This window comes from Candidatus Nitrospira neomarina (assembly GCF_032051675.1).
GTDB classification, from domain to species: Bacteria; Nitrospirota; Nitrospiria; order Nitrospirales; family UBA8639; genus Nitrospira_E; species Nitrospira_E neomarina.
The window spans coordinates 4,578,062-4,591,969 of record NZ_CP116968.1; the positions used below are offsets into that span (position 1 = coordinate 4,578,062).

Consider the following 13,908-nt stretch of genomic DNA (forward strand, 5'->3'; position numbering starts at 1 on the left):
ATTTTTCTGGCGCTGCTGCACTGTGTTGAGGAAAGAAGAGGTGGGGTGCGCATAGAAGTAGGGTGAAGGCCTAGGAGGCTGCAGATTCGCAAACCACCTTCACCCTACTCGTCCAAGGTTGGAGGCCGGTCCGTCCCTGGATGTTCTACGCCGATTCGTTTTGCCCGTAACTAGGAAACGATAAACATACTTGGTTACTGAGCCGCCTGTATTCGTTTGTCAAAATCTTCATCATACCGGTGCACAAAGTCTTTGGATGCTCCCAGGGGTAAACGACACCCCCGGCAGGTCCTATAATCGACATCCAATCGTTCCCCATTCGCCTTAAACGCTGCGTAAATCCAGTCGCCGTTTTTTACATTCTCCGGGGAGCCTTTTCCCCATCCCGCATCTTTTTGCATGACAAAGACCTTGGCTCAATCCGCCTTTACCAGATTTCCCTCCGCTCCCTTTTCGAGTGTCCCTTCGGCCTTTTTCTTGGCGTTGTAGATTTCCATCACGAGAATGCTGCCATTGGCAAACGGTTGGCCCGCTTCTGCGCTTTCCCCGGTGGGTTGATATAGAGGTCGCGGACGGCGTTCGGTTTTTGAACCCCGTGGAGAAATACCGGATAGGATTTGTCATCGACCGGAAAGACCAATTCGCCGTCTTTCGGTGTGGAACCGGATTGGGCCGCAATCGGCATGGTGGTGGATGCACACGCTAGAACCACCAAAGCCAGAAATGTGATACTCATTCTCTCCATATTGCTTCGCTTCCTTCGTTGATATCTCGTTCGGTTGATGGAACCGACACATTGTGACAAGGCATATTCAGATCGTTGACGCGGTGGCTCCAGCATACGATGGACCATATAGTCCGTCTATAGACGGGTACTAGCTGTTACTACAGTGAGATGGTCGGTGGGGTATAGTCCTCTCATTTCCAGAATTTTTTGGGTTAGTGATATTTCGAAGGTACATAAAAGCTAAGTGGATTCATCGCCTGATAGCTGACGTTTGTGCCCATTCCCGCATCGGGATCGACAAAACCATCGGCCATCCCGGTTTCGTGCCAGATGAATGCAGACGATGCGGTGGGACCACGATTGAATTGATGGACCCGTTGGGCGAATGTCCGCCTGGCAGCTTCAATCCGGTCAATCTCCTCGTCCGACGACAAATCTAGGCGGAGAAAAAACGGGGAGGAGCACGAGAAGGTTTATGGTGATGACGGAAGAGATCCGGTGCGGTTGGTTTAAAGAGCGGAAGAACGCCCAACAGCGAAAACGTGCGGAGAATGTCAGTTGACAGTGTCTGAAGGCCTTGCCCGGCTTGACACGTCCAGCTACACCAATTATTCCCATGAGTCTCCTGATCATGATGACCGTGGTGTATGTGGAGCGGAGTCGTATAGGCAAGGCCTCCGGTTACGAGCAGGAAGCACATGCTGAGCATGAATGCGGCAAGCGACTGTGTGGGAGTGGTCTTCCTCATCATGGTCTATGGCTTTAGCATCAATGTCGATGACCTCTCCCGTCAGGCTAGCGGTTCCTTTGCAAGGTGTCTACGGACGAGTACTCATCGATGCAACATTTCACTTCATGCTCATTGACATTCTGTGATAGCGAACTCCCAATGGTCTTTTCGATTTTGTTGAATCAACGCATCAATGGAATCCCGAAATATGCGTAAGCTACCTTTTCCAATTTTTGTCGCCTTCAGGCGATCCTCTTCAACCCATCGGTAAATAGTCCATCGGCTGACATTTAAGGTTTGAGCGGCTTCACCAACACGCAAGAGTTTTTTGTCCATGGGTTCTCCTTCCACAGCAAATATGCTGTGTCATAGGATTAACGTTATGTGATCGTGTCCGGTTGTTGACCGAGGAGGCCGGCACGAAATGTTTTCAATCGGGTTGAGCGTGGTTTCTTCCGGAGCGCCAGACAGTGAATCAATGGGGAATGGAGATCATGCAATTATCAACCATTCTGCTCACGGCGAAACGCTGCTCTTGAGGTATGTGTTCAAGGATGGACTGGGTAAGAGTCCCGATCTATCCATGAACCAACAAATGAACGGGCGGGCCGCGAGGAGAGAAGGTGTATACGGGGAAGGTTCGAGAAAGGGTGAATGCGGGTTTCAGAGACCAGAGCAGGAGGGGAAGAAACGGTGCCGCCCATTGAGTAATCGATCCGGCGCCTGAGGCAATTTGGGCGACATGACAAGCCCATGAGCAAAGAAGAGAGAGGGATTCGGCCGGGTGGGAATGATGGGCAAGGTTGGGATCAAGGGACCTTGAAGCACAAAATGCCCCTGCACCCAGGAGCACCACGTGTAATCCAATCAACAGCACGATCAGACCGGAGGCCAATCGAGAGTGTAGATTGGTGAATGTGGCCAAAGAGAGGTGCCTCATGGGATCCGGGTGCTTATGATTCCGAATTGGGTTTTGTGGCAATTGCCATGTTGGGAATGCCTGCCAATCGAATGATATCCATCACCTTAATCACCTGGCCATGAGGAACCTGTTCATCGGCGTTAATGACGATTGATGGGTCAGAATCGGTTTGTCGAAGACTTGTCAGCCGGATTTCCAGTTCCGAGAGTTCAATGCGATCCTTATTGTAGTACAGCGTTCCTTCATGGGTCAGAGTGAGGGAGATTTGATCAGGAACTTTATCCGTGGCCGAGTCGGCAGTTGGTAAGTTGACCGGCATCCCATGCTGAATGGTCATGGAAAGCGTGGCGATCATAAAAAACACCAGGAGAAAAAACATCGTATCGATCATCGGAATGATCTCGATACGAGCCTTTTTTTTTACCGCTGCTGGGAGTTTCATGAGTCTGGAGCCGTAGATTCTTGAAGGGTAGTCTGGAGCTGCGTGGCGTATTGTTCTATGCGTTCGGTTTCCTGCTCAACTTGCGAAAGGAAATAATTATAAGGAATGAGTGTAATGACGGCGACACAAATCCCCGCTGCGGTACAGATCAGGGCCTCAGCCACACCCCCGGTGACTGCATGGGGATTACCTAAACCCGTTTCGGCCATAATGCCAAAGGAACTGATCATCCCGATAATCGTGCCAAGTAGCCCGAGTAAAGGCCCCAACGTAATCACCGTATCCAGGATGGATAAGCCGCGTTTAAGTTGAGACACTTCTGCGATTCCCGCCGCTTCCATGGCTTTGTCTGGCTGTTTCGCGCGGTGAAATATACCTGCAGCCAGAACCCGTAAGGTCGGACTTTGTCGTTGTTCGGCTACTGCCAGTGCATCGGACCATTTTCCCTGCCCGGCCAGCTTAATTATCCGATCTGCGAGGCGGCTGAAGCGTAACGATCGGAATTTAAGGCCTCGTTCAATGGTGATGGTCAGCGCTAACAATGAGCAGCCTAAGATGGGGATCATCATCCATCCGCCCTTGATAAGTATTTGAATCATTTCTATCTTCCTTTTCCTTTTTTCACTTAACTGTTCAGGTCAAATCTAATGGGAATGTCGACCCATTTGGCGATGGGGATGTTCCCGTCTTTGGCTGGCAGAAATTTCCAGTTTTTAATGGCTTCTTGGGCAGCCAGATCTAAAGCTTCATGCCCGCAGCTCTTTCGAATTTCTACCTGGCTCGGTGCGCCGTCGGCGGTAATCAATGTTCGCACAATAACCGTGCCTTCCCAACCAGATTCCCGCGCCACACGGGGATACAATGGCTTGGATGAGGCCACGATTTTCGGCTTGGAAGTTGAGGATCCGGCCGCCATTGGTGGCGGAGTTTTTAATGCGGGACGAGCCGCCGGGCTTGGCGGAGGGGGCAGCGTGTGTTGGGCTTTTGGTTCGCGACTGTTCATTGGTAAGGGAGTTCTGGCAATGGGTTGTTCCTGCTGTGGCGGCGCTGTTGCAAGCGGAGGCCTTTGCTGGTGTTGTGAAGGCACTGCCATTTTCATCATTTGACGACTCTTCATGGCCTGCTCCGTTCGCGTGTCTTTGAGCATCGGCTGTGCCTGAGGAAGAGGCGGCGGCGGAGTCAGAGGTTTGGATGGGGTTTGTTTGATCGATGCCTGCATCGGAGGCGCCGGCATGGACGGTGTAGGTTCGGTCCGGGGGGGCGGTGGCGCTGGTTTGGCAAAATGTGGTGTGGTTGGCGTGAGGGGTTTCGTGATCGGTTGTGGGGTGGGACTGATCTCTTGGAGAGCCGGGACCAACGTCACCTGAACCGTTGGTGTGGGGTCATTCAATGCGGGAGGACTTGGAATATAGGCCAGGGCCGCAAGAATGGCCGCATGAAGAATGGCGCTGCCCAGAGCGCTCAGGAGAAAAACCCGATTATTCACATCAGAAGAGGAATCTTCAAACGTGGAGTTCACGATTTGCTCCGTTGTAATAATGTTTGAATTCGTTCGTCCTGTCCCCCAAGCCTCAAGAATTCTTCGTAGTGTTTGAGAGCTTTTTGGGGAGTATTGCGATGAAATTCATACAACATGCCAAGATTATAGTGGGCTTCGGCCAACTGATCATTCAAGGACAAAGCTGTTTGATATTCCTTTTCTGCTTGATCAATTTTTGATAAGGCTGCATAGACGACCCCTAGATTGACGTGCGCCTCCGAATTGTTGGGATCGAGTTTCGTAACCTGTTCAAACGCTTGCGCCGCTTCCTTGAGGGCTTCCTTTTGCTGGTAAAGGATGCCTAAGTTGAAATAGGCGCTGACTAAATCATGGTTTAATTTCACGGCATGTTGGTAGGCCTGAATGGCGTTGTCCACGTGATCAGATTGTTGAGCGAGTGATCCGGCCATTAACCATCCATTTACATACGTGGGATGGAGGGAGACGAGCTGGTCGACGTAATGTTGGGCCTCATCAGGCTTGTGTTCCTGGGCCAGCCAAAACGCGATGCCGTATAACGAATCGACGCGATGTGGCTCGAGTTCCAAGACGGCCTGATGGGCCTTGATGGCCTGTGGCGCTTGTTGTTGTTGATCATAGAACGCTGCCAACGCGATGCGGGCTTCCGCAAACTTGGGATAGGCCTTTAAGGCCAGATTGAATGATTGCTCGGCTTTTGGGAATTGGGCCTGTTGCTGGTAAATGGAGCCGAGATCCACATAGGCTTGGGCAAATTGGGGATAGTCCTCCACCGCCCGTTGCAACTCCATGATGGCCTTAGCAGGCTGATCAAGATTATTGAGAATTAATCCCAACAGATGGTGCGCTTCAGCATATCCCGGGTACAAGGTCAGGGCGCGCTCTAAGGGGGCAATGGCCGCAGTCCATTGTTCGTGTTCATAGGACGAAAAGGCCTGAGCCAGAAGGTCATGAGCTTCTCCAGCCTGACTTGAGGGGCTGCCCATGCCGATATGGATGAGAAGGAGAAAAACGGCGATGAGTCTGAGCTTTGGGAAAAGAGGTATCATGGGTTAACCTTATTAATAGTGGCAATTTCCACGGATTTATTGAAGCAAATCAAATCGAATGGGTAAATCCACAGTGGACGCCACTGCGAATTCTCCATTTTTTGCTGGTTCAAACAACCAGGTTTTTACTGATTGCACGGCGCTCTCATCCAGGAGAGAAAATCCCGAACTTTCTTGAACTATGGCATTCCTGACTATTCCATCGGCGGTTATCTGCGTTCGTAGCACCACCTTCCCCTGCCAGCCTTGCTCTCTGGCCATTCTCGGATAGAGAGGACGTTCGGTTTTCAGGGGTTTGACACCTGTCTTTCGCCCGCGTGTTGTTCCGATCTGGTCCAGGAGAATACGGGGCAGGGGCTGCTGTGGCAGGTCAACGAAATGGAGATCAGGAACAGCCAGGTGGTGAAAGGTCGTGGGTGTCCCTGAGTGGTTGAAAGAGGGCAACGGAAATGAATAGGTGATACTGGTTTTTGTCACCGTTGTCCCAGTCACTTCAATGACCTCTAGTGTTTCAATAGGTTCAGAGCTTTCAGGTGGGTTTCCTGCCAAAGAAATTGGGTTGGAGGTCAGCGTGCACCAGAGAAATACAAAAATATAGAACATTAGATTGTGGCGACGTACCATAAGATCTCTTTCCCTTAGGTAGCTTGCCCACTGGTCGTGTTGCTTTGTATCCATCATGTATCTTTTTATATTTTCGGGTATTGGCACATCGAGAATAAAACCGGCTGGTTTTTTTGCCGGTAAAAACTCACTCTCCCCTTAAGAAGTTTCCCCCTCGTTCGGTCTCTCCTGATCAGGAAGATATACGTCGCCACCTCCTCTGATCGCGCTCTGTGGAACCGTTCTCCAACTCCACGGGTTTTGGTGAAAACGGTTTAGGAGACAAACTTAGTTTAATTTTACCGGGGTGGAGCTCTGGTTGTAAGAAAATGAGTGGAAACGAGAGAAGGGACTGAAGGCGATGGCCATTCCATGATGGTAAGGAGTTGAAAACTGGGGGAAATATCCAGGTTGTCTCCTGAAATGGTTTGTGCGGCAGCGCACATCCAGGAACAGACTCCCGTGCTGTGGGTGGAGGGTGTGTGGTGATGAGTATGGTCGGTAATATGCGAAGCGTAGGTCCGATGCATGCTCCCCATGATGAGGAAGAGCATCAGAATAAAAACGATGGTGAGACTTTTTCGACAGGTCATGGTATCTACAGGCCGGAAACGACTGAAACCCCGAATAATAAAGGATGCTTATGCTAGGGAAATATCAAAGATTCTGTCAAGCAAATGGCCGCCCTCCGCATCGTGTCGTCGTTTGTCACATGATGAACCGTTGCCGCCATAAATCCCTTTCCCGTGAGTTGATTCCCACCGGTAATTCGGTATACTAAGATAACTGTACGGCTTGGAAAGGTGTATCTAGTCCTCCATCCCTATCCATCGTGAGTTTCTCCAACCCTATTTCTGTATCCGAGGTGTAAGGTCGATATGTTTGTTCGTCTATTAAATATCCTGTTTGGAAGCAAAAATGATCGAGAGCTGAAGCGGCTCAAGCCTCTGGTGGTTCGAGCCAATGAAATTGAAGATTCGTTGCAACCTCTTGATGACGCGGGATTGGCGGCAAAGACTTCAATTTTTAAAAAAAGACTGGAGGCCGGAGAGACCTTAGACGATTTACTCCCGGAGGCGTTTGCCGTGTGCCGGGAAATGTCCAAGCGCCGGCTTGGCATGCGCCACTTTGATGTCCAGTTGTTAGGGGGTATGGTCTTACATCAGGGCCGCATTGCTGAAATGCGCACGGGAGAAGGAAAAACCCTCGTCGCGACCCTTCCCGTCTATTTGAATGCGTTGGAGGGAAAAGGGGTTCATCTGGTTACCGTTAACGATTATCTGGCGAAGCGGGATGCCCAATGGATGGGACCGCTGTACCATGGCTTAGGTTTATCCGTCGGGACCATCCAACACGACGCCTCGTTTCTATTCGATCCGACTTATGATGCACCGGATAAACGGTTGCAATTCCTTCGACCGTGTTCTCGACGTGAGGCCTACGGGGCCGATATTACCTACGGGACCAATAATGAATTTGGCTTTGATTATCTGAGGGATAATCTCGTGGTCACGGATTTGAGTCAGGGCGTTCAACGGGAGTTGAACTTTGCCATTGTTGACGAAGTTGACAGTATTCTCATCGACGAGGCTCGAACGCCGCTGATTATTTCCGGGCCTGCCGAACAAAGCACAGACCTCTATTTCCAAGTGGACCGGATCATTCCCCATCTCAAACGGGAAGAGGATTATACGGTTGAAGAGAAAACAAAAACGGTGTCGTTGACCGAGGAAGGCAATGCGCATGTTGAGAAACTCTTGGGTGTCGATAATCTCTATGACTTGAAACACCTGAGTTTGGTGCATCATGTCATTAAGGCCCTCCAGGCCCATGTGCTCTACCACCGGGATGTCGAGTATGTGGTGAAAGATGGCGAGGTGATGATCGTTGATGAGTTTACCGGTCGATTAATGCCGGGACGGCGCTGGAGTGATGGGCTTCATCAGGCTGTGGAGGCCAAAGAAGGGGTAAAAATTGCCAATGAAAACCAGACTTTGGCATCCGTGACGTTCCAGAATTATTTCCGTATGTACAATAAGCTGGCGGGCATGACCGGGACAGCGGACACCGAAGCCGCGGAATTTGCGAAGATTTACAACCTCGAAGTGAATGTGGTGCCCACCAATAGCACCATGATACGCATTGATAATCCGGATGTGGTCTACCGGACGGAAAAGGAAAAATTCGAAGCCATTGCCGACGAAATCAAAGAGTATCATGAGAAGGGCCAACCGGTTCTGATTGGCACGATTTCCATTGAAAAATCAGAGCGTCTTGCGGCCCTATTGAAGCATCGGGGCGTGAAGCATCATGTCTTGAATGCCAAGTTCCATGAAAAAGAAGCCGAAATTATTGCCCAGGCGGGGCAAAAGGGTGCGGTGACGATCGCGACCAACATGGCCGGCCGAGGCACCGATATTTTATTGGGAGGCAATGCTGAAGCGCTCTTCAAACAACAGGTGATTTATCGGGGGGAAGAACTCACAGAAGAGGAGCAGCAAAAGGCCTACAACACGATAAAAGCCGCGTGTGATCAGAATAAAAAGGAAGTGTTGGCGGCTGGAGGGTTACATATCGTCGGGACCGAGCGTCATGAGAGCCGTCGGATCGACAATCAGTTGAGAGGCCGGGCGGGTCGGCAGGGAGATCCTGGCTCCTCGCGGTTTTTCCTGTCCCTGGAAGATGACTTGCTTCGTATTTTTGCGTCTGAACGGGTCTCAAACCTTATGCTCAAGCTCGGCATGGAGGAGGGGGTGCCCATTGAGCACAAAATGGTCACCAAATCGATTGAAAACGCGCAAAAGAAAGTCGAAGGCCATAACTTTGAAATACGCAAACATCTTCTTGAATATGATGATGTGATGAGTAAGCAGCGGGAGGTTATCTATAAACATCGACAGAATGTGTTACATGCCACCGATGTGACAGAAGACGTTTTCGGTATGATTGAGGAAGTGGGCGAGCGCTTCGTGGATACCTATTGTCCTGAGGAGCAATATGCCGAGGAATGGGATATTGCGGGATTAGTCGAATCGGTGCAGGGACAATTCGGCGTGGAAGTGATTCAAGCTGAGGAGATTAAAGACATTGGTCGAGACGCACTCAAGGAAGAAATTCCAGAAAAATTAAAGCAGGCCTATCGGAACAAAGTCCAAACCTTAATTCATGAGCATGGCGCCACCGAGGATTTAGTGCATTATGTGGAGCGCACAATTCTGCTTCAAATGATTGACCATCATTGGAAGGATCACTTGTGGGGAATGGACCAATTGAAGGATGGAATCGGCCTGCGCGGGTATGGGCAAAAGGATCCCCTCGCCGAATATAAGCGTGAAGGCTATGACATGTTTGCAGGTATGATGGAACGGATTAAAAATGATACCTTGGAACGGCTTTTTAAATTTCAATTGGTTCGCGGGGAACGGCCTGAGCCTGAGCGGGAAACGCCCCGTCCGGCACAATTAAATTTGAACCGCGGAGGTGAATCTGCTGCCACTCCTCAACAACGCACCGTTCACCGTGCCGAAGAGAAAGTCGGACGGAACGATCCCTGCCCATGTGGGAGCGGAAAAAAATATAAGAAATGCCATGGGACCTAACACATGAAAGGCCCTCCTTGCTCTGCTCATTGATGCCTATCTTGTTGTGACGGCACTCCCTTTCTGTTAACCGCTACTCTTCCTTTCTCTCCTGACCAGGGTCGTATTCATAACATATTGAATCTATTGTTTTTTATTGCCTTAAAAAGTACGAAATTGCTTGACTTGGCTGAAGGTAGGCCGTTATCGTAACCGATTCTCCATAGGCATATTGAAGGAGTGACCATAGTCCATTCGTGCCATCCGAACCACAGAAAATACAGAGTAAGCCAGACCTTATCGAGAAGATTTTGTCTGAAATTGGCCTTCAAGGGCCCATGAGTTTTGCGCGTTTCATGGAATTGGCCCTCTACGATGTTCCACACGGATATTATATGACCAAAAAGTTTGAACCTGACCTCTCCTCCTCAGACCGAATCGGATGGGGTGGTGATTATTTTACTGCACCTGAACTCTCTCCTATTTTGGCGAAAACATTGGTTCGTCAGATTTTGGCTATCGATGAGCAGTTAGGCCATCCCTCTCAGTTTACTTTTATGGAGATTGGTGCAGGGAATGGAACTTTTGCCTTCGATTTCATTCAAGAATGCCGAACGATCGCTTCTGATTTCTTTCACCGCCTCTCTTATCAAATCATTGAGCGGAGTTCGCATCTCCAATCGCGACAGGCAGCCAGACTCAGCACCTTGGGGAGGGAATGGGGGGAAAGTCACCTGAGTTGGAAGTCTGCCATAGAGGAGGTTGACCCGGATTCCATAACCGGAGTTGTCTTTTCCAACGAATTAGTTGATGCGTTACCTGTCCACCGCGTCCGAATGGCTGACCAACGCCTTCATGAAATATGTGTGGCCTACAAAAGCGGGCGTTTTGTTGAATGTCTGGATCATCGTCTGTCTCCGGAATTGATCGAATACATCGAGACGCATAAGGTAGTCTTGAGTGAAGGGCAAACCTCCGAACTCCATCTTGCCGCTGAGCTTTGGATGAAGCACGTGGCTCGTCTTCTCCACCGTGGTATCGTCATGACCGTTGACTATGGCCATACGCATCGGGATTATTATCGGACCGACCGAAAGGACGGGACCTTCTTATGTTATCATCGGCATGCCATCTCGACCGATCCCTATGTAAGGGTTGGAGAGCAGGATATGACGGCTCACGTCAACTTTTCCGTGTTGGCAAGCGTTGGGATGACCAATGGGTTGGACCTCGTCGGATTGACGACTATGGCCAATTGGCTGATCGGGTTAGGAGTCGAAGAATTGGTGCGAGACCACGATCAGGAGTCTGATGATGTAAGGGCGTTAGCGCATTTATTGCGTCCTCATGGTATGGGGACCACGTTTAAGGTTCTGGTTCAGCGAAAAGGGATGGAGGCTTTCGCCCTTCAAGGGTTGCGTTATCCGGCTTTTTTTGATGACGTGGTGTTCTCGAATTGAAGAAGGCGGAGAAGAATGGTAAGCGGAATTAGGGTCGTGCGTATGACTCATTTTGGAATGAGAGTGATCTATGGGTAGTGAACCGGTTCCTTCTAATTATCTCCCCATTATCATCTTCATGGTTCTTGGGGCACTGTTTGGAGTGGGTTCTTTGGTGGTGGGGTGGATTGTCCGTCCGAGCCGGCCCTATCGGGCGAAATTGCTTCCTTACGAAAGTGGCGCTCCATTGTTTATGGACGCCAGGGTGCAGTTTCCGATGCGGTATTACATCATTGCCATGCTTTTTGTCATATTTGATATTGAGGTCGTGTTCTTATTTCCTTGGGCGGTGGTGTTTAAGAAGCTTGGCCTTCTTGGCCTTGTTGAAATGGGAGTGTTCCTGGCCATTCTCATTGTGGGATTCTGGTATGCCTGGAAAAAAGGTGCGTTAGATTGGGATTAAGAAAATAGTTCTTTTCTCCTGGAAAAAACCGGAGTCCACCCAGTACAATGGCACCCCAATCTTTTTGGGGTAGGCAACGAGTTTTCTACAGAACATTGAGGTACCCACGATAATCTTATGGGGATGCTTGAACGACAGCTTGAACCGAATATTATTACGACTAACCTGGACTATTGTATTGCCTGGTGCCGGAAATCAGCCCTTTGGCCGATGACCTTCGGGTTAGCCTGTTGTGCGATTGAAATGATCGCATCGGTGTCTTCCAAGTATGACATCGATCGTTTTGGGGCCGGGGTGTTTCGTGCGTCACCACGTCAGTCCGATTTGATGATTGTGGCTGGGACGGTTTGTCGGAAAATGGCACCGGTAATCCGTCGAATTTATGATCAAATGGCGGAGCCCAGATATGTGATCTCCATGGGATCCTGCGCGACATCCGGAAATCATTACAATAGTTACAGTGTGGTTCAGGGTGTGGATCAAATTGTCCCTGTGGATGTCTATATCGCAGGTTGTCCCCCAAGACCTGAGGCACTCATGGATGGTCTCATTAAACTCCAGGAAAAAATTCAGAAAGAAAAATATTTCGTGAAATAACTCTGGAAGTTGTGTAGACGGTCTTTCGATATTCCACGATTCAGCAACACATCAGATTTATGCATGCTTTTCTCGAATCTCTGGTCAACCGCTTTCCTCAGGCTGTGCTGACGGCGCAGCAGGATCCCGTGCGTTTGGATTTGTGGGCACAAGTACAAGCCGATCATTGGCTGGAAATTGCGCAATTTCTTCATGACGATCCCGCGATGGCGTTGGATCATATTACCGATATCTGTTCGGCGGATTATCCTGATGCCCTCGAACGATTTGAAGTCATTTATCATTTTCTCTCCCTTCCCCATGGAACCCGAATCCGGATTAAAGCGCGGGTGACAGAGGATCATCCGGAAATCGCCTCGATCAGCGGGATCTGGAAAGGGGCCAATTTCCTTGAACGTGAAGTGTACGACTTGATGGGCATCCGCTTTACCGGGCATCCCGACCTTCGTCGAATTTTGATGCCTGATGATTATGATGAAGGGTATCCGTTACGAAAAGATTTTCCGGCTGAAGGGAAAGGGTGGAGAAGCCGGTTCGATTTTCTTCCCAGGTTGGATGAACCGATCGGCGAGTGGTCGGAATCCGAGGTGTCCGATGATCAACGCCATCAATTCATGGCGGATGATCATCCAGGTGACACCAAACGCACAACGGAAATGCTTCTCAATATGGGTCCCCAGCATCCCAGTACGCATGGGGTGCTTCGAGTCGTGTTGGAGTTGGATGGTGAACGGGTCAGCAAGGCCACGCCCGATCTTGGATATTTGCACCGGGGAGTAGAAAAACTTGCTGAAGGCCTGACGTATATGCAAATGGTCCCGCATACCGATCGCTTGGACTACGTCTGTGCCATGACCAATAACTACGCGTATGTGCGGGCCGTAGAAAAATTGATAGATATGACCGTTCCGGAACGGGCGGAATATGTACGGACCATCGTTGCCGAAATGCAACGCATCATCGGGCATTTATTCTGGTTGGGAACACAGGCCCTGGATATTGGGGCGATGACCGTGTTCTTCTGGACCTTCCGGGAACGTGAAATCTTGTTGGATATGTTTGAGAAACTGTGTGGCGCTCGTCTGACATTGAATTATTATCGTATTGGAGGGGTGGATGCGGACCTCACGCCGGAAATTATTACGTCTCTCCGGAGTTTTTTGAAAACGTTTCCTGAACACATTCGGGAATACGACACGCTCTTGCAAAAAAATAGGATTTGGGTCGCCCGCACAAAAGGCGTAGCTCTCCTTTCTGCGGAGGATGCCATCAATTTCGGGTGCACAGGGCCGGTTCTGCGGGGGTCCGGAGTGTCCTATGATATTCGGAAGTTGGAGCCGTATGGCGTGTATGATCGAGTGGATTGGGAAGTGCCCCTTGGAAAAGACGGGGATACCTACGACCGGTATTGGATCAGAATGGAAGAAATGTGGCAAAGCGCCCGCATCATTGAACAATGCCTCAATCAAATGCCTGAGGGGCCGATTATGGCGGTCGATGCTCAAGCCATTCCGCCTCCCAAGCCAGAGGTGATGAGGGATATGCAAAGCCTGATTCATCATTTCATTATCTTTACGCAAGGGTTTAAGCCACCGAAGGGCGAAACGTATTGTGCGACGGAGGTGCCTAAAGGTGAATTGGGATTTTTTATCATTAGTGACGGGAGTTCGCGTCCCTATCGGTTGAAAATCCGATCTCCTTCCTTTATTCATATGGGCGCCTTTGATCATATGGCCCGTGGATATTTGATCTCGGATATTGTCACGATTTTCGGAACGTACGATATCGTGATGGGGGAGTGTGATCGATAACATGGAGAATGGTGTGATGAAGGTAAGA

The 13,908-nt window shown here is 49.9% G+C and carries 17 protein-coding genes; 6 read left to right on the plus strand and 11 right to left on the minus strand.

Annotated features, from left to right (window positions below):
- Positions 1-194: 194 nt before the first annotated feature.
- From PQG83_RS19850 to PQG83_RS19860, 3 genes are all read right to left on the minus strand, one after another.
- Positions 195-401, minus strand: a complete 207-nt coding sequence (locus PQG83_RS19850; protein WP_312744795.1) for a hypothetical protein — start codon at positions 399-401, stop codon at positions 195-197.
- Positions 402-496: 95 nt separating this feature from the next.
- Positions 497-736 carry a hypothetical protein gene (locus PQG83_RS19855; protein ID WP_312744797.1) on the minus strand — a complete coding sequence of 80 codons (240 nt, stop codon included), beginning with the start codon at positions 734-736 and terminating at the stop codon, positions 497-499.
- Between the two features lie 203 nt (positions 737-939).
- Positions 940-1,161 (minus strand): hypothetical protein, encoded by a 222-nt coding sequence (locus PQG83_RS19860; protein WP_312744800.1) that lies wholly within the window; start codon positions 1,159-1,161, stop codon positions 940-942.
- A 152-nt stretch (positions 1,162-1,313) separates the two neighbouring features.
- On the opposite strand from PQG83_RS19860, the gene PQG83_RS19865 reads away from it, so the two are divergent.
- The gene (locus PQG83_RS19865; RefSeq protein WP_312744802.1) at positions 1,314-1,493 is read left to right on the plus strand and encodes a hypothetical protein; all 180 of its coding nucleotides are present in this window, start codon (positions 1,314-1,316) and stop codon (positions 1,491-1,493) included.
- A gap of 93 nt (positions 1,494-1,586) precedes the next feature.
- Here PQG83_RS19865 and PQG83_RS19870 read toward each other — a convergent pair whose 3' ends face one another.
- The 8 genes from PQG83_RS19870 to PQG83_RS19905 form a co-directional block, all read right to left on the minus strand.
- Positions 1,587-1,793, minus strand: coding sequence for a helix-turn-helix transcriptional regulator (locus tag PQG83_RS19870; RefSeq protein WP_312744805.1), 207 nt, complete (start codon positions 1,791-1,793; stop codon positions 1,587-1,589).
- A 241-nt stretch (positions 1,794-2,034) separates the two neighbouring features.
- Entirely contained in the window at positions 2,035-2,397 is a 363-nt protein-coding gene (locus PQG83_RS19875; RefSeq protein WP_312744807.1) for a hypothetical protein, read from the minus strand.
- 13 nt (positions 2,398-2,410) lie between these two features.
- Positions 2,411-2,821, minus strand: a complete 411-nt coding sequence (locus PQG83_RS19880; RefSeq protein ID WP_312744810.1) for an ExbD/TolR family protein — start codon at positions 2,819-2,821, stop codon at positions 2,411-2,413.
- A complete protein-coding gene (locus tag PQG83_RS19885; protein WP_312744813.1) occupies positions 2,818-3,420 on the minus strand; it encodes a MotA/TolQ/ExbB proton channel family protein in 603 nt (200 codons plus the stop codon). Before PQG83_RS19885 ends, PQG83_RS19880 begins: the two co-directional genes overlap by 4 nt.
- 26 nt (positions 3,421-3,446) lie before the next feature.
- Positions 3,447-4,340: an energy transducer TonB gene (locus PQG83_RS19890; protein ID WP_312744816.1), complete on the minus strand. Its 894-nt coding sequence runs from the start codon at positions 4,338-4,340 to the stop codon at positions 3,447-3,449.
- Positions 4,337-5,389, minus strand: a complete 1,053-nt coding sequence (locus PQG83_RS19895) for a tetratricopeptide repeat protein (protein ID WP_312744818.1) — start codon at positions 5,387-5,389, stop codon at positions 4,337-4,339. The genes PQG83_RS19890 and PQG83_RS19895 overlap by 4 nt, the downstream gene beginning before the upstream one ends.
- Positions 5,390-5,425: 36 nt before the next feature.
- Positions 5,426-6,013 carry an energy transducer TonB gene (locus PQG83_RS19900; RefSeq protein WP_312744820.1) on the minus strand — a complete coding sequence of 196 codons (588 nt, stop codon included), beginning with the start codon at positions 6,011-6,013 and terminating at the stop codon, positions 5,426-5,428.
- 278 nt (positions 6,014-6,291) lie between these two features.
- Positions 6,292-6,585 (minus strand): hypothetical protein, encoded by a 294-nt coding sequence (locus tag PQG83_RS19905; RefSeq protein ID WP_312744822.1) that lies wholly within the window; start codon positions 6,583-6,585, stop codon positions 6,292-6,294.
- A 285-nt stretch (positions 6,586-6,870) separates the two neighbouring features.
- Between PQG83_RS19905 and secA the strand changes: the two genes are divergently transcribed.
- The 5 genes from secA (at position 6,871) to nuoD (ending at position 13,880) form a co-directional block, all read left to right on the plus strand.
- Positions 6,871-9,591 (plus strand): preprotein translocase subunit SecA, encoded by a 2,721-nt coding sequence (secA, locus tag PQG83_RS19910; RefSeq protein WP_312744824.1) that lies wholly within the window; start codon positions 6,871-6,873, stop codon positions 9,589-9,591.
- A 317-nt stretch (positions 9,592-9,908) separates the two neighbouring features.
- Positions 9,909-11,030 (plus strand): class I SAM-dependent methyltransferase, encoded by a 1,122-nt coding sequence (locus PQG83_RS19915; protein WP_312744825.1) that lies wholly within the window; start codon positions 9,909-9,911, stop codon positions 11,028-11,030.
- Positions 11,031-11,100: 70 nt separating this feature from the next.
- The gene (locus PQG83_RS19920; RefSeq protein WP_312744826.1) at positions 11,101-11,472 is read left to right on the plus strand and encodes an NADH-quinone oxidoreductase subunit A; all 372 of its coding nucleotides are present in this window, start codon (positions 11,101-11,103) and stop codon (positions 11,470-11,472) included.
- A gap of 117 nt (positions 11,473-11,589) precedes the next feature.
- Positions 11,590-12,069 (plus strand): NADH-quinone oxidoreductase subunit B, encoded by a 480-nt coding sequence (locus PQG83_RS19925; protein WP_312646695.1) that lies wholly within the window; start codon positions 11,590-11,592, stop codon positions 12,067-12,069.
- Positions 12,070-12,128: 59 nt separating this feature from the next.
- Positions 12,129-13,880 carry an NADH dehydrogenase (quinone) subunit D gene (gene nuoD / locus PQG83_RS19930; RefSeq protein WP_312744829.1) on the plus strand — a complete coding sequence of 584 codons (1,752 nt, stop codon included), beginning with the start codon at positions 12,129-12,131 and terminating at the stop codon, positions 13,878-13,880.
- The last annotated feature ends 28 nt before the right edge of the window (positions 13,881-13,908 follow it).